13 protein-coding genes are annotated in these 15,332 nt (G+C 65.0%); 11 read left to right on the top strand and 2 right to left on the bottom strand.

Annotated elements, in window-relative coordinates:
- Positions 1-144: 144 nt before the first annotated feature.
- Positions 145-1,005: a sulfite exporter TauE/SafE family protein gene (locus tag AX729_RS05355; protein WP_061020868.1), complete on the bottom strand. Its 861-nt coding sequence runs from the start codon at positions 1,003-1,005 to the stop codon at positions 145-147.
- Positions 1,006-1,515: 510 nt separating this feature from the next.
- On the opposite strand from AX729_RS05355, the gene sdhC reads away from it, so the two are divergent.
- From sdhC to AX729_RS05335, 4 genes are all read left to right on the top strand, one after another.
- The gene (sdhC, locus tag AX729_RS05350) at positions 1,516-1,914 is read left to right on the top strand and encodes a succinate dehydrogenase, cytochrome b556 subunit (protein ID WP_061020867.1); all 399 of its coding nucleotides are present in this window, start codon (positions 1,516-1,518) and stop codon (positions 1,912-1,914) included.
- Positions 1,911-2,327 (top strand): succinate dehydrogenase, hydrophobic membrane anchor protein, encoded by a 417-nt coding sequence (gene sdhD / locus AX729_RS05345; protein WP_061020866.1) that lies wholly within the window; start codon positions 1,911-1,913, stop codon positions 2,325-2,327. Before sdhC ends, sdhD begins: the two co-directional genes overlap by 4 nt.
- A 3-nt stretch (positions 2,328-2,330) precedes the next feature.
- Positions 2,331-4,166: a succinate dehydrogenase flavoprotein subunit gene (gene sdhA, locus AX729_RS05340; protein WP_061020865.1), complete on the top strand. Its 1,836-nt coding sequence runs from the start codon at positions 2,331-2,333 to the stop codon at positions 4,164-4,166.
- 101 nt (positions 4,167-4,267) lie between these two features.
- Complete coding sequence (locus AX729_RS05335; RefSeq protein WP_061020864.1) at positions 4,268-5,050, top strand: succinate dehydrogenase iron-sulfur subunit; 783 nt, start codon at positions 4,268-4,270, stop codon at positions 5,048-5,050.
- Here the strand turns inward: AX729_RS05335 and AX729_RS05330 are convergent, their stop codons facing one another.
- Complete coding sequence (locus AX729_RS05330; protein WP_156456738.1) at positions 5,051-6,253, bottom strand: GAF domain-containing protein; 1,203 nt, start codon at positions 6,251-6,253, stop codon at positions 5,051-5,053.
- 426 nt (positions 6,254-6,679) lie between these two features.
- Here AX729_RS05330 and AX729_RS05325 point away from each other — a divergent pair, with 426 nt between their 5' ends.
- From AX729_RS05325 to AX729_RS41015, 7 genes are all read left to right on the top strand, one after another.
- A complete protein-coding gene (locus AX729_RS05325; RefSeq protein ID WP_061020863.1) occupies positions 6,680-8,293 on the top strand; it encodes a GMC family oxidoreductase in 1,614 nt (537 codons plus the stop codon).
- 274 nt (positions 8,294-8,567) lie between these two features.
- A complete protein-coding gene (locus AX729_RS05320) occupies positions 8,568-10,721 on the top strand; it encodes a hybrid sensor histidine kinase/response regulator family protein (RefSeq protein WP_061020862.1) in 2,154 nt (717 codons plus the stop codon).
- A gap of 53 nt (positions 10,722-10,774) precedes the next feature.
- Complete coding sequence (locus tag AX729_RS05315) at positions 10,775-12,730, top strand: ABC transporter ATP-binding protein/permease (protein ID WP_061020861.1); 1,956 nt, start codon at positions 10,775-10,777, stop codon at positions 12,728-12,730.
- A 230-nt stretch (positions 12,731-12,960) separates the two neighbouring features.
- Positions 12,961-13,785: an FkbM family methyltransferase gene (locus tag AX729_RS05310; protein ID WP_061020870.1), complete on the top strand. Its 825-nt coding sequence runs from the start codon at positions 12,961-12,963 to the stop codon at positions 13,783-13,785.
- A 24-nt stretch (positions 13,786-13,809) separates the two neighbouring features.
- Positions 13,810-14,196, top strand: a complete 387-nt coding sequence (locus tag AX729_RS05305; RefSeq protein WP_061020869.1) for a VOC family protein — start codon at positions 13,810-13,812, stop codon at positions 14,194-14,196.
- A 66-nt stretch (positions 14,197-14,262) separates the two neighbouring features.
- Positions 14,263-14,748 carry a pyridoxamine 5'-phosphate oxidase family protein gene (locus AX729_RS05300; protein ID WP_061020860.1) on the top strand — a complete coding sequence of 162 codons (486 nt, stop codon included), beginning with the start codon at positions 14,263-14,265 and terminating at the stop codon, positions 14,746-14,748.
- The gene (locus tag AX729_RS41015) at positions 14,748-14,990 is read left to right on the top strand and encodes a hypothetical protein (protein ID WP_061020859.1); all 243 of its coding nucleotides are present in this window, start codon (positions 14,748-14,750) and stop codon (positions 14,988-14,990) included. The genes AX729_RS05300 and AX729_RS41015 overlap by 1 nt, the downstream gene beginning before the upstream one ends.
- The last annotated feature ends 342 nt before the right edge of the window (positions 14,991-15,332 follow it).

Genomic DNA, 15,332 nt, shown 5'->3' with positions numbered 1-15,332 from the left:
GCCTAGTGCGCAATTGCGCACGGGGGCGGGGCATCCAGTACGCCGCGGCTTCTCGGCTAAATCACCTGTCGCCTCTGGAATACTGGATTCCCCGCCTTCGCGGGGAATGACACTGAGTGTGTGAGGCGTGCGCGCCGTAAACGCTTACTGCCCGCCCAGCAAACTCATCACAAACCTGCTTCCCACAATAAACAGATAACCCCCGAACGCGACCTCCAGCGTGCGCTTCGACATCGCATGCGCGGCTTTCACACCGAGCGGCGCGGTGACGAGGCTCATCGGCATCACCAACACGGCGCCGATCAGCGAGACGTAGCCGAGCGCGAACGGGGCTTGCAGCGCCGCGACGGACGGATAGGTCGCCGCCGCCGGCCAGCCGGCATAGACATAGCCGAGCGCGCCGGGGATCGAGATCAGCACCGCGAGCGCCGAGGAGGTCGCAACCGCCTGGTGGATCGGCCGACCGTAGAAGGTCATCAAGAGGTTCGAGAACAGGCCGCCGCCGATGCCCATCAGCGTCGAGAGGATTCCGACGCCGAAGCCGTAGGCGCGCATCAACGGGCCCTTCGGCAGATCCTCGCCGAACCTCCAGCTCGCGCGCACGAAGATGAGGCGCGCCGACGCGGAATAGGCGACTGCAACGAAGACGATCTTGAACAGGCGCTCCGGCGCATAGCGCGCGACCGCGCTGCCGGCGATGACGCCAATCAGGATCGGCAACCACCAGGAGCGCAGGATCGTCATGTCGACCGCGCCGCGCCTGTAATGCGCCTGGAACGAACGGATCGAAGTCGGGATGATGACCGCCAGCGAGGTGCCGACGCACAGCGGCATCCGCACCTCGAGCGGCACGCCAGCGATGCGGAAGCACTCATAGAACACCGGCACGAGGATCGCGCCGCCGCCGATGCCGAACACGCCGGCCAGAAATCCCGAGAGCGCGCCGGTTGCGATCAGCAGTGCCGCGAGCTCGATGATCTCCTTGATATCAAGACCTGCGATCACCCAGCCTGCCCCCCGCGGCGCCTCCGAATCGCCGACTCGGGTTCGGCTGCAGGTCAGCTGTAGGAGATCTGCCTTGCCGGGTCGACGCGCCGCTCCGACGGTCTTGGGTGGGATGCAGGCTGCGCATATCCGCCGTCGCACGGAAAATCGGTGCGCATGGCGGAATTGGCGAGGGCATTTGGGTCGGCCCGAAGCGGCGTCCAGCGTCATGAACTCATTGGCTCTAATGACGTGCGAGTCGGCTCGCTTAGAGGCGTTCCAATAATAATTTCAATGCGCCTCGACCCCGAGCAAGAAATGATTCAATATTCGTATTTTGCTTGGCGGACCGACAGTCTGGTATACCAAGACCCTGATTGGCCTTGTTTCATCAAGGCCATAGAGCTGAACCGACGTTCGATTTATGGCGATTTGGTGATTGCGCAGGCCAGATCGACTCCGTAAATAGAGCCGACCTTTCGCGATCCCCGCGCGCCCCATGCTGGGCCGCAATAAACATAAAAGCCGCCCATGACCGCACGGATCGAACGACCGCTTTCGCCGCACATCCAAACCTATCGCTGGACCCTGACGATGGCGCTGTCCATCGTTCACCGCGCCACCGGCATCGCTCTTTACGTCGGAACGCTGCTGCTCGCCTGGTGGCTGATCGCGGCGGCCTCCGGCCCGGCCGCCTACGCCAATGTCCAGGCCTTCACGGGCAGCATCATCGGCCGCCTGATCGTGTTCGGGTACACCTGGGCGCTGATGCACCATATGTTGAGCGGCATCCGGCATTTCGTGTGGGACCTCGGCTACGGCTTCAAGCCCAACGAGCGCGAAGCCCTGACCTGGGGCGCGCTGATCGGCGGCATCGTTCTGACGGTGCTGGTCTGGATCATCGCCTATGCAATCGGAGGCGGACGATGAGCTACAGCGAATCCCAAGGCTCCCCGAAGCCGCCCTCCATGCGCACCCCGCTCGGCCGCGTGCGCAATCTCGGCGCCGCCCATTCCGGCACCTCCGATTTCTGGCGCCAGCGCATCACCGGCGTCGCCATGACGCTGCTGATGATTCCGGTCCTGGTGATCGTGATGATGTTGCTCGGCCGCAACCAGGCCGGCGCCGCGCAAATCCTCGGTTCGCTGCCGATCGCGGTGATCCTCCTGCTCTTCATCGCCGCCAGCGCCTGGCACATGAAGATCGGGATGCAGGTGGTGATCGAGGACTACGTCCATAACGAGAAGCTGAAGCTCACCGCGATCATGCTCAACAACTTCTTCTCGATCGCCGTCGCGCTCGCCTCGACCTATGCGATCCTGAAACTTTCTTCCGGAGTGTAACCCATGGCGGCCACAACGAATGGCACGGGCAACGGCGCTCCCGCCACCAACGGCAAAGCCTACCCGATCGAGGACCACACCTACGACGTCGTCGTGGTCGGCGCCGGCGGCGCAGGCTTGCGCGCCGTCGTCGGCTGCAGCGAGGCGGGCCTGCGCACCGCCTGCATCACCAAGGTGTTTCCGACCCGCTCGCACACCGTCGCGGCGCAGGGCGGCATCTCCGCCTCGCTCGGCAACATGCACAAGGACGACTGGCGCTGGCACATGTACGACACCGTCAAGGGGTCGGACTGGCTCGGCGACCAGGACGCGATCGAATACATGGTGCGCAACGCGCCCGACGCGGTCTACGAGCTCGAGCATTGGGGCGTTCCGTTCTCGCGCACCGAGGACGGCAAGATCTACCAGCGCCCGTTCGGCGGCATGACCATGGACTACGGCAAGGGCCAGGCGCAGCGCACCTGCGCCGCCGCCGACCGCACCGGCCACGCGATGCTGCACACGATGTACGGCCAGTCGCTGCGCCACGCGGCCGAGTTCTTCATCGAGTTCTTCGCCATCGACCTGATCATGGACGACCAGGGCACCTGCCGCGGCGTCATCGCGCTCAAGCTCGACGACGGTACGCTGCACCGCTTCCGCGCCCAGACCGTGATCCTCGCGACCGGCGGCTATGGCCGCGCCTACGCCTCCTGCACCTCGGCGCACACCTGCACCGGCGACGGCGGCGGCATGGTGCTGCGTGCCGGCCTGCCGCTGCAGGACATGGAATTCGTCCAGTTCCATCCGACCGGCATCTACGGCTCGGGCTGCCTCGTCACCGAAGGCGCCCGCGGCGAAGGCGGCTATCTCGTCAACTCCGAGGGCGAGCGTTTCATGGAGCGCTATGCGCCTTCGGCGAAGGACCTCGCCTCGCGCGACGTCGTCTCGCGCGCGATGACCATCGAGATCCGCGAGGGACGCGGCGTCGGCAAGAAGAAGGACCACATCTTCCTGCACCTCGACCATCTCGATCCCGCCGTGCTCGCCGAGCGCCTGCCGGGCATCTCGGAATCGGCAAGAATCTTCGCCAATGTCGACGTGACGCGCGAGCCGATCCCGATCGTGCCGACGGTGCATTACAACATGGGCGGCATTCCCACGAACTATCACGGCGAGGTGCTGACCAAGAAGGACGGCGACGACAACGCGGTGATCCCCGGCCTGATGGCGATCGGCGAAGCCGCCTGCGTCTCCGTGCACGGCGCCAACCGCCTCGGCTCCAACTCGCTGATCGACCTCGTCGTGTTCGGCCGCGCCGCGGCGCTCCGCCTCGCCGAGAAGCTGACGCCCAACGGCAAGCAGCCGGAGCTGCCGGCGAACTCGGCCGAGATGGCGCTCGGCCGCCTCGACCATTTCCGCTACGCCTCGGGCGGCACGCCCACCGCGAAGCTCCGCGAAGGCATGCAGAACGTGATGCAGACCAATTGCGCGGTGTTCCGCACCGGCGAAGTGCTGAGCGAAGGCCAGAACCTGATCGCGAAGGTCCACAGCGGCATCACCGACATCGCCGTGTCCGACCGCTCGCTGGTGTGGAATTCGGACCTCGTCGAGACGCTCGAATTCGACAATCTGATCTCGCAGGCGGTGGTGACGATGAACTCGGCCGCCAACCGCACCGAGAGCCGCGGCGCCCACGCCCGCGAAGACTTCTCCGAGCGCGACGACAAGAACTGGATGAAGCACACGCTGGCCTGGCTCGACGATGCCGGCAAGGTCAGGATCGAGTATCGCCCGGTTCACAACTACACCATGACCAACGACGTGCAGTACATCCCGCCCAAGGCGCGCGTGTACTGATCATTGCTCGTCATTGCCGGGCTTGACCCGGCAATCCATCCCTCAAGGATGGATGCGCGGGTCAAGCCCGCGCATGACGGAAGAAACCAGAGGCAGGACTTATGGTTGAATTCGCACTTCCGAAGAACTCCAAGATCACCGGTGGCAAGACCTGGCCGAAGCCTGCGGGCGCGACCGAGCTCCGCGAGTTCAAGGTCTATCGCTGGAATCCCGACGACGGCAAGAATCCGAGCGTCGATACCTATTACGTCGACACCAACGATTGCGGTCCGATGGTGCTGGACGGCCTGATCTGGATCAAGAACCACATCGACCCGTCGCTGACCTTTCGCCGCTCCTGCTGCGAAGGCGTCTGCGGCTCCTGCGCCATGAACATCGACGGCCAGAACACGCTCGCCTGCACCCGCTCGATGCACGACGTGAAGGACGGCGCGGTCAAGATCAACCCGCTGCCGCACCAGCCGGTGGTGAAGGACCTCGTTCCCGACCTCACCAATTTCTACGCCCAGTACGCCTCGGTCGAGCCGTGGCTGAAGACGACGTCACCGACGCCGCAGAAGGAGTGGCGCCAGAGCCACCAGGACCGCGAGAAGCTCGACGGCCTCTACGAGTGCATCCTGTGCGCCTGCTGCTCGACCTCGTGCCCGAGCTATTGGTGGAACAGCGAGCGCTATCTCGGCCCCGCCGCGCTGCTCCAGGCCAATCGCTGGGTCTCCGATTCCCGCGACGAAGCGACCGGCGAGCGGCTCGACAATCTCGAGGATCCGTTCCGCCTCTACCGCTGCCACACCATCATGAACTGCGCCAAGGCGTGCCCGAAGGGGTTGAACCCGGCGGAAGCCATCGCCGAGCTCAAGCTCAAGATGGTCGAGCGCCAGATCTGATCAGCGCTGTGTGATACCCGCCTTCGATCTCGCGGTGCTCTGCTGATGCTCCGCGACGCGTTCGACGGTGGGCCGGGTTGAAGTTGCTGCCGCGCCTTTTTTTGCGGATCCGTGCTCGATCGTCCAGCGCAATTGGCGGTCCGTGGCGCGCAGCTTGATCTCGTCCGAGGCGAGCGCGGCGAGATTGGAAAGAATCTGCTTTTGGGTCTCGTCCAACGTGCGCGGCCGGGTGTCGATCACGCAGAGTGAACCCAGCGTGAAGCCGTCGGGGTCGACCACCGGGCAGCCGGCATAGAACCGAAACCCCAACTGCCCCGTCACAGCCGGATTTTCCGCGAAGCGCGGGTCGGTCGCGAGGTTCTCGGCGACCATGATATCCCTGTGCAGAATGGTGTAATTGCAGAACGCCCAGCTGCGCGGCGTGTCGACTATCTCGAGCCCGTAGCGCGACTTGAACCATTGTCGTGTCGGGGTGAGCAGCGTCAGCAGTGCGACGGGAGCGTCGAGGCTGCGCGCCGCCAACCAGGTCAAGCGATCAAAAGCATCCTCCGGTGGCGTGTCGACGAGGCCGGAGCGTTCGAGCGCGACAAGCCGCTGCCCCTCATTGTCCGGGAAGGGAAAAGAAGGCGGCGTCCCGAACGGGAATGGGGACTCGACGGTGCCCCGAATCGCGATTTCTATCGCTTGGGGTAATTCGGGCAATTCGCCAATGAAGAGTGTCGTCGCGGTATCGAGCCCGACCGTTTCGATCTGCCGTCCTGCAGCCGAGCGGCCGACAATCAGAATCCGGGTGCGCCCGAGCGCTGGATCGGAGCGCAGGCTTTCCAGCACGGCCAATTTGCTGGCGTCCGATGGCTCACTTTCGATCACGATCGCCGCCGGCAGCCGAGCGCCGATCGCAAGCAGTGCCGCGTAGATGTCGGTGTAACTCTCGACGACACAGTAATTCACCTTCGCCAGAGCCGCTTCGTAGTCGGCGATGCGTTCCGGGCGCGCAATGACGATCACCCGCGCGGAAGCAAACATCGGCGGGTCGTCGGGGCCAGATATCACGGCGAGAACGTCGCGGCGGTAGACGCGGCGATGGCCTCCCGGGGTTTTCCAGGAAGGGATGGATCCGCCTTCGATCAGAAGCTGAGCCGTGCGGATCGAGACGCCCAGTATCTTGGCAGCCTCCGCCGTCGTCAGAATTTCCTTGGCCATACCATCCATCTTTGCCCCCGACCGCGCCGGCCGGCTCATCCCAGACCTCACAATGTCGTGCTCCCCCTTCGGTTGACAAGGGGCGGCAGCTCCTATTTTGATAAATCTGATGATTATGATAGATTTGCTAAATCTGATAGGCTTGCTGCGCGCTGCATGGCTGATCCGAACTGCCAAAGGCCACCCGTTCCGACCGCGCCCAAGTCCGAGCCCAAGTCCGAGCCCTCCTGGCCAAGCCCTGCAGTCGTCGATGCCCAAGAAGAGCCCCGCATCGGCCAGGCAACCCACGAAACCCACAGAGCGACAACGACGCTGTCCGTGATGTCGCTTGCCGATCTCAGCCTTCCGTCGGCGCTTCATTCCCCCCACCGGCTTCCATCTGGAAGCCTTGCTTTCACCCCACCGCCCACTTGCCTGGAGCATCCCATGAGTGACCTTCTGCCCTCCGATCTTCCGGAGTTTGCTGAACGCGTTGCGGCCAATCAGCGCCGGCTCGGCGACGATCCTCGCGCCACCTACGATTTCATTGTTTGCGGCGCCGGCAGCTCCGGCTCCGTCGTCGCTCGGCGCCTTGCTGAAAACCCGTCGGTGACAGTCCTGCTGATCGAAGCCGGAGGGAGCGACGAGGTGCCGACCATCATGGAGCCGTCGGCATGGCCGGGAAACCTCGGCAGTGCGACCGACTGGGGTTTTGTCGCGGAACCCAACCCGCACCTGAACGGGCGCGCGCTTCCGATGTCGATGGGCAAAGTTCTCGGCGGCGGGTCAAGCATCAACGTGATGCTGTGGGCGCGCGGTCACCGCAGCGACTGGGATTTTTTCGCCGAAGAAGCGGGCGATCAATCCTGGGGTTATGACGCAGTCTCGAAGATTTTCCGGGAGATTGAGGACTGGCAAGGCCCACCGGACGCGCGTCATCGCGGCACCGGCGGCCCCGTCTTCGTGCAGCCGTCACCCGATCCCGGCCCAGCCGCATTGGCTATGCTCGGCGCCGCGAAGGAGATCGGCATTCCGACCTTCGAAAGCCCCAACGGTGAAATGATGGAAAGCGAAGGCGGCTGCGCCATCACAGACATTCTTGTCCGTAATGGCAGGCGCAACTCCATTTTCCGCGCCTATACTTATCCATTTCTCGACCGGCCGAATCTCACGCTGCTGACCGGTACGCAGGTCTCCCGCATCCTGCTCGAGCACGGGAGGGCTGTCGGCGTCGAGGCTGTACGTCACGGCCGGCTGCTGCGGATCCACGCGGCCCGGGAGGTCGTACTCGCGCTCGGAGCGATCCAGACGCCGTCCGTGCTGATGCGTTCCGGCATCGGCGACGAGGCAGAACTTCGACCGCTTGGCATTCCCGTGGTCCAGCACCTGCCCGGTGTCGGCCAGAACCTCCAGGATCACGTGTCGTTCGGATGCATTTGGGAGTACCGCGAGCCGATCACACCGCGCAACACCGGCAACGGGGCGACGCTGTACTGGAAATCCGATCGCGCGCTCAAGACTCCCAACCTGCTGTTCTGCCAGGTCGAATTCCCGGTGCCGAGCCCCGAGACGGCAGGCCGGGCGCCCGCCCACGGCTGGACGATGTTCGCCGGCCTCGCTTTGCCGAAGAGCCGAGGCAGGGTCAGTCTCCGAAACGCGGAGCCGCTGGCAACGCCGCGGATCGAAGCCAACATGCTGTCGCATCCCGACGATGTGAAGACCGCGATGGCCTGCGTCGAAGTTTGCCGGGCGCTCGGCAATACCCGCGCCTTCGAGCCCCTGGTGGCGCGCGAGAGCATGCCTGGTCCTCTCGGCGCCGCCGAGATGGAACGCTTCGTACGCGACTCGGCGGTGACCTACTGGCACCAAACATGCTCCGCGAAGATGGGACGCGATGCGATGTCCGTGGTCGACAGCAAGCTCAAGGTGTACGGCATCGACGGTCTCCGCATCGCCGACGGCTCGGTGATGCCGCGGATCACCACCGGGAACACGATGGCGCCGTGCGTCATCATCGGGGAAAAGGCGGCCCGCGCGCTGCGCGACGCGCACGATATCTGACCGCCACTCTGGTGGCGCGAAAGACAACCGATGTGCGAGCCCGCTCTATCGCTCCGCATTTTACGCGAACCAGCCGCCCCTCGTCCGAAGATGCGAGGGGTGGCTGCCAGAATCTCGGCTGGCGCACGGCTGGAACAGTCAGATCCAATTTGAGTAGAATCTTCCTCGCCCGCGAGGCGCGCGACTTCACAAGACTGCAACCCTTGGTTAGAGCCACAAGCTGCTTCCTTCCTGGCCCGAAATTCGGTTAAGCTTACGATCAGGGACCGGAGCCGTGCAGGGCGCGCATCGCAATTCGCTGAGGCTTCTACAGTGGATGATGGCTGCATCCCTGGCGCTGCCGATTGCGCTGTTCGCCATCACCGCAACGATCTCCTACACATCGACCCGCGACATCGCCGACCGCGAGATCGAGCGCACCCTCGACGTCGCTCATGAGCACGCGCTCAAGGTGTTCGAGACCATCGACCGCAGCCTCGCCGAGCTCAACGAGGTCGTGCGCGGTCTTCCCGACGATGTCATCATCTCGCGCGAGCCGGCCCTGCACCGCCGCCTGAAGCGGCTGCCGGATTCGCTGCCGCAGCTCAAATCGGCCTGGATCTTCGACGCGGACGGAAAGGCGTTGGTCAACAGCCTCGTCTCGCCGCCGCCGGAGCTGAGCTTTGCGGACCGCGACTATTTCTATGCCCACATAGACCAGAGCATCGGCACTTTCATCGGCACGGCCCTGACGCCACGGCCGCCCTATCAGGGCGCACGCTTCTTCGGCGTGAGCCGGCGCCGCGACTCCGACGATGGCAGTTTCATCGGCGTGATCCAGGCCTCCGTCCTGCCGGAATATTTCGAGAGCTTTTACGCCAGAATCGGATCGGACCCCGGCACTTTCTTCGCGATGGGCCGCACCGACGGCGCGATGCTCACGCATTTTCCCCGGCTCGACCGCGACCTCAGGCTCGATCCGACCGGACCGGTGGGCCAGAAGATCGCGGCGCATCCCGAGCATGGCCTCATCACCGTCGCCTGGCCCTCGGACGGGATCGAGCGGCGCATTGGCTACAAGCGCCTCGCCGAATATCCGATCTATGTCAGCGCCGGGCTGGAGACCTCGGCGATCCGCGCACGCTGGCTCGCCACCATCGGCCAGCATCTGGTGTTCGGCATTCCCGCCACCGCGCTCCTGTTTCTGTTGCTCGCGCTCGCGTTGCGGCGCACCCGGCACCTCCAGGCGGAAGCTGCAAAACGGCGGGAGGCCGAGGAGGCGCTCAAGCACAGCCAGCGCCTCGAAGCGCTCGGGCAGCTCACTGGCGGCGTCGCCCACGACTTCAACAACCTCCTGACCGTGATCCGCGCCTCGGTCGACCTCCTGAACCGGCCGCAACTGACGGAGGAGCGGCGGCAACGCTACATCACGGCCATCGGCGATTCGGTTGCGCGGGCGGCAAAGCTGACGTCGCAGCTGCTCGCCTTTGCGCGGCGCCAGACCCTGAAGCCGGAAGTGTTCGACGTCGGCGCGCGGCTGGAGTCGCTGCGCGATATGCTCGTCACGCTGCTCGGACCCGCCGTCGAAATCGTCATGCGGCTGCCGGGGGAGCCGTGTCTCGTCAATGCCGATGCCAGCCAGTTCGAGACGGCGCTGATCAACATGGCGACCAACGCGCGCGACGCCATGCAGGGCAAGGGCAGGATCATCTTCAAGGTCGAGGCCACGACGAGCGCTCCGGACACGCTGGTGCACCTTTCGGCCAAGCCGGCCGTGGGACAGAATGGCTTCGTCCGCGTCACCGTCAGCGACACCGGCGTCGGCATTCCCGCCGCCCGCTTGGGGCGCATCTTCGAGCCGTTCTTCACCACCAAGCAGGTCGGCCAGGGCACAGGCCTCGGCCTGTCCCAGGTGTTCGGCTTTGCCCGGCAGTCCGGCGGCGAGGTGACGGTCGCGAGCGAGGTGGGGCAAGGCAGCACCTTCTCACTCTATCTGCCGCGCGTGCCGCCGGACCTGCTGCCGCAACGCCAGGCGCCCAACACGGCGCCGGCGGTGGCCGGCAGCGGCATGTCGGTGCTGGTGGTCGAGGACAACATCGAGCTTGCCAATTTCGCCGCCGATGGCCTCACCGAGCACGGCTACAGCATCACGCTGGTCGACAACGCAACCGATGCGCTCGCCGAGCTCGTCGTCGACGCGGATCGTTTCGACGTCGTGTTCTCGGACGTGGTGATGCCCGGGATGACCGGGCTCGATCTGGCACAGGCGATCCGCGAGCGCGGCATCGGCGTGCCGGTCGTGCTGACCACCGGCTACAGCCAGGCCCTTTCGCAGGAGGGCGCTGCCGGCTTCGATCTCGTGCAAAAGCCCTATTCGATCGAGGACTTGTCGCGGGTTCTGCACCGGGCCGCGCGGCCGCGGCGCGTCCGGGATGGCGCTGCCGAGTGATCCGACCCGTGGAACCCGAGGGAACCGATTGATTTCCTTCGCGTTGCCCGCTCATGCACAAGCGGGCCGAAAAGCGCGAACCGGGCAAGAAGCCGCCCATTGTCGAGATCAAGGACGAGAATGGCGATGAGGTAGCGCCGCCGCCGCCCGAGCTGCTCGAACCCGATCCCGAACTGTCGCGCGAGGAGGCCGAGCAGGCCCGCAAGGATTATCTGCTGACGCGGTTCTGGATCAGCGCGCGCGGCTTCTGGGCACGCAGCGGTGATCGCCTCGCCTGGCCGTACTCGATCGGCCTCGGCGTGCTCATCGTGCTGACCGTCGGCTTCCAATACGGCATCAATGTCTGGAATCGCGCCATTTTTGATGCCATCGAAAAGCGCGATGCGGCGAGTGTCTTCCATCTCACCGCGGTGTTCTTCCCGCTCGCGATCGGCAGCATCGTGCTCGGCGTGGCACAGGTGTTCGCGCGCATGGGCATCCAGCGGCGCTGGCGCGCCTGGCTCACGGCGAGCGTGTTGACGCGATGGCTCAAGAACGGGCGTTACTACCAGCTCAACCTCGTCGGCGGCGACCACGAAAATCCCGAATACCGGATCGCGGAGGATTTGCGCGTCGCGACCGATTCCCCAGTAGATTTCCTCGCCGGCGTCACATCCGCGCTGCTGTCGGCCATAACCTTCATCGTCGTGCTCTGGACCATCGGCGGCGCGCTCACCGTGACGCTCGGCGGGTCCAGCATCACCATTCCCGGTTTCCTCGTGATTGCCGCGATCCTCTACGCCGCGATCGCGTCCGGCTCGATCCTGGTGATCGGCCGGCGCTTCGTGCAGGTCTCCGAGGACAAGAACCAGGCGGAAGCCGACTTCCGCTACACCCTGACCCGGGTGCGCGAGAACGGCGAGAGCATCGCGCTGCTCGGCGGGGAACAGGAAGAGCGTGAGGGCATCGACCGCAATTTCACGCGCGTGTTGCGGCAATGGGCGCGGCTCGCCGGACAACACATGCGCACGACGCTGGTGTCGCAGGGCTCCAGCCTCGTTGCTCCCGTGGTCCCTCTCCTGCTGTGTGCGCCCAAATTCCTCGACGGCAGCATGACGCTCGGACAGGTGATGCAGGCGGCCTCGGCCTTCACGATCGTACAGGGTGCGTTCGGCTGGCTGGTCGACAATTATCCGCGGCTCGCCGACTGGAACGCCTGCGCCCGCCGCATCGCCTCGCTGATGATGTCGCTCGACGGCCTCGAACGCGCCGAGCGAGGTGACGGGCTCGGCCGCATCAAGCGCGGCGAGACCAGCAACGATGCGATGCTGGAGATGAAGGATCTCTCGGTCACGCTCGACGACGGCACCGCCGTGGTCGGCGAGACCGAGGTCGTGATCGAGCCCGGCGAGCGGCTGCTGGTCGCCGGCGAATCCGGCACCGGCAAGAGCACGCTGGTGCGCGCCATCGCCGGGCTCTGGCCCTGGGGCGGCGGCAGCGTCAACTTCCATCCCGACCGGCGTCTGTTCATGCTGCCGCAGCGGCCCTACGTGCCCTCGGGATCCCTGCGCCGCGCGGTGGCCTATCCCGGCGCGGCCGACGATTGGACCATCGAGGAGATCGGCGAAGCCCTGCACAAGGTCGGGCTCGATCATCTCAAGGAGAAAATCGAGGAGGAGGCACCCTGGGACCAGACGCTGTCGGGCGGAGAGAAGCAGCGCCTCGCCTTTGCACGGCTGCTGCTGCACAGCCCCGACATCGTCGTGCTCGACGAGGCGACCTCGGCGCTCGACGAGAAGAGCCAGGACAAGATGATGAAGATGGTCACCGACGCGCTGCCGAAAGCGACCATCGTCAGCGTCGCGCATCGCGCCGAGCTCGAAGCCTTCCACAGCCGCAAGATCGTGCTGGAGCGCCGCAAGGGCGGCGCCAAGCTCGTCAGCGACATCGACCTGATTCCGCGCAAGGGCAAGCGCAAGCTGCTCGGCCGCTTCCTGCGCCAGCGCAAGGCGGCGGCGAAAAAGACGTAAAGCTCTCTCGACGTCGTCCCGGACAAGCCCGCCCCAAGCGCGCGCCGATTCGGGACCATACCCACAGGAAGCAATCTGGTGAGACCCGGAGTGGGCGTCTCGCATCACAATATTCCTGGGGTTATGGGTCGCGGGCTCGCTTCGCGCTCCGCGACAACACCTGGGATCGAGCGTTGGAGTCCGCGGCAAAACCGGCTATGCATGCGCCGCTTGCAACGAGGACTGCCTGCTTGACGACCGACAATGCCCCTTCGTCCGCGCCGTTCGGCTCATTTGCGCCGAATGCAGCGCAGACCGCGATCATCCGCCTCGCGCAGCGCTCGGGCCTGAAGCGCGGCGCGTTCCGGCCATGGATGTCGCGGCTGGTCAACCTGCTGCGCGGCGGTCCGATCGACGTGCAATACCAGGGCGCCTCGTTCCGCTTCTATCACCAGGGCAGCGCAACCGAGCGCGGCGCGCTGTTCAATCCCGATTACAATCTCGACGAACTCGACTTCCTGCGCCAGCACACCCCGGCGGGCGGCACGTTTGTCGATATCGGCGCCAATGTCGGTACCTTTGCGCTGGTGATGGCGCGCCAGGTCGGCCCCACGGGCAGGGTGGTTGCCATCGAGCCGCATCCGCTGACGTTTGCACGACTCTCGTTCAATCACGCCGCGTCGAAAGCGGCGCAGGTGCGCCTGGTGCAGGCGGCCGCCGGTGACAGCGACGGCGAGCTGATGATCGAGAGCGGCGGCGGCAATCTCGGTGCCACGCACGTCGTCACCGGCACGGCCAGCACTGATGCCATCAAGGTCCCGTCGCTGCGGCTGACGCGCATTCTCGAAGAAGCCGGCGTCACGCAGGTCGATTCACTGAAGATCGACGTCGAGGGTTTTGAAGACCGCGTGCTGATCGGCTTCTTCCGCGACGCGCCGCAATTGCTGTGGCCGCGCGCGGTGGTGATCGAACATCTGTCACACGACGAATGGCAGCAGGATTGTATTGCCGACATGGTCGCGCGCGGTTATTCGGTTGCGCGCAAGACGCGGAGCAATACCTTCCTGTCACGCTGACGGGAACGACCTGCGGAGGTTATGATGATCGACCATTTGGGTTTCTCCGTCTCCGACTATGAGCGCGCGAAAGCGTTCTACGCCAAGGCGCTGGCGCCGCTCGGCTACGGCCTGATCATGGAAGTGACGGCCGAGCAGACCGGACACGCCGCGGCCGCCGGCTTCGGCGCCGACGGCAAGCCGGACCTCTGGTTCGGCGCGGAGGGCGCCATGAACAAGCCGGTGCATATCGCGATCGCGGCCAAGGACCGCGCCACGGTGGATGCGTTCTACAAGGCGGCGATCGCGGCCGGCGGCCGCGACAACGGTCCGCCCGGCATCCGCCCGCATTACCATGCGAACTACTACGGCGCGTTCGTGCTCGACCCCGACGGCCACAATATCGAGGCCGTCTGCCACGCGCCGGAATAGCAAGGATTCCGGCAGGAACATCGTTTCGGGCAGGCCGTTATCGTTCCTTGCAACAAGGAGCACGACATGGCCAACGACAATGCCCGCGACGTCGATCGCGTCTGGGATCTGATGAAGACAATCGGATTCGCGATGCTGGTCACGCGCGACGGTGACAAGCTCCGCGCGCGACCGATGAGCGCCTATCTCGACCGCGACGCGAACACGATCTTTTTCCTGACTGATGCACGGCGTCACAAGGACGATGAGATCGCGCGCAATCCTTCGATCAATCTCTCATTCGCGGATGCCGGCAGCCAGAAATACGTCTCGCTGACCGGCACGGCCGTCGTCTCGAACGACCGCGGCAAGATCAAGGAGCTGTTCTCGACACCGGCCAAGGCGTGGTGGGACTCTGCGGAGGACCCCAACATTCGCGTGCTCAAGGTCACGCCTGACGACGCCGAGTTCTGGGATTCGCCGGGAACGGTGATCTCCTATGTGAAGATGGCGGCCGCGGCGGTCACGAATACGCGCCCCGACATCGGCGAGAACCGCAAGGTCTCGATGTGATGCCGATCGAGCCGCCCGAGATTCCGCCGGCGACGCCCGGCACGCCGACCGAGCCACCGCCCGGAATCCCGCCCGGCAATCCGCAGCCTGAAATCGCACCGCCGGTGCGCGAGCCCGGGGAATCACCGCGGCCCGACGAATTGCCGGGCCGTACGCCCGAGGAGATTCCATCGCGCGGACCGAACGGACCGCTCACGCCAAATCCTGCGACGGACGCAAGTTCGCCGCGGGATCTCGCATGAGCCTGGCAATCACACGTGCGGCGATTGCAAGCTGGGTCTGAATGCGCAATGAACGTCACCATAGTGAGGTGATTTGCGTGCAGAAATAAATCGGGCCGCCGTCGTTGTGCCCGCCACAATGCGGCCTAACGCGTAGCTGTTCATCCCAACACTTCGTCAAAGAACCTTCCGGGGAAGTTCGCCACCATGACCAACCTTCGTTTCGTGCTGCTTGCAACGACGGCTCTGACCGCGATGCAAATCGCAAGCTCCGCATCGCATGCGCAAAGCGCGCCGCTCGTCGTCGCACAGGCCCAGCCAGAGGCGGGCCCTGACGGAAAACCGAAGCAGCAGCCGAAGGGG

Origin of the sequence: Bradyrhizobium sp. CCH5-F6 (genome assembly GCF_001556045.1) — a bacterium.
Taxonomy (GTDB): domain Bacteria; phylum Pseudomonadota; class Alphaproteobacteria; order Rhizobiales; family Xanthobacteraceae; genus Bradyrhizobium.
Note: the sequence above shows the minus strand (reverse complement) of the source record. Positions and strands in the feature narration are given on the sequence as shown.

Coding starts and splice junctions, on each gene's coding strand:
- sdhC (WP_061020867.1), top strand. CDS start 1,516: ATGACCGCACGGATCGAACGACCGCTTTCGCCGCACATCCAAACCTAT.
- sdhD (WP_061020866.1), top strand. CDS start 1,911: ATGAGCTACAGCGAATCCCAAGGCTCCCCGAAGCCGCCCTCCATGCGC.
- sdhA (WP_061020865.1), top strand. CDS start 2,331: ATGGCGGCCACAACGAATGGCACGGGCAACGGCGCTCCCGCCACCAAC.
- AX729_RS05335 (WP_061020864.1), top strand. CDS start 4,268: ATGGTTGAATTCGCACTTCCGAAGAACTCCAAGATCACCGGTGGCAAG.
- AX729_RS05330 (WP_156456738.1), bottom strand. CDS start 6,253: ATGGCCAAGGAAATTCTGACGACGGCGGAGGCTGCCAAGATACTGGGC.
- AX729_RS05325 (WP_061020863.1), top strand. CDS start 6,680: ATGAGTGACCTTCTGCCCTCCGATCTTCCGGAGTTTGCTGAACGCGTT.
- AX729_RS05315 (WP_061020861.1), top strand. CDS start 10,775: ATGCACAAGCGGGCCGAAAAGCGCGAACCGGGCAAGAAGCCGCCCATT.
- AX729_RS05305 (WP_061020869.1), top strand. CDS start 13,810: ATGATCGACCATTTGGGTTTCTCCGTCTCCGACTATGAGCGCGCGAAA.
- AX729_RS05300 (WP_061020860.1), top strand. CDS start 14,263: ATGGCCAACGACAATGCCCGCGACGTCGATCGCGTCTGGGATCTGATG.
- AX729_RS41015 (WP_061020859.1), top strand. CDS start 14,748: ATGCCGATCGAGCCGCCCGAGATTCCGCCGGCGACGCCCGGCACGCCG.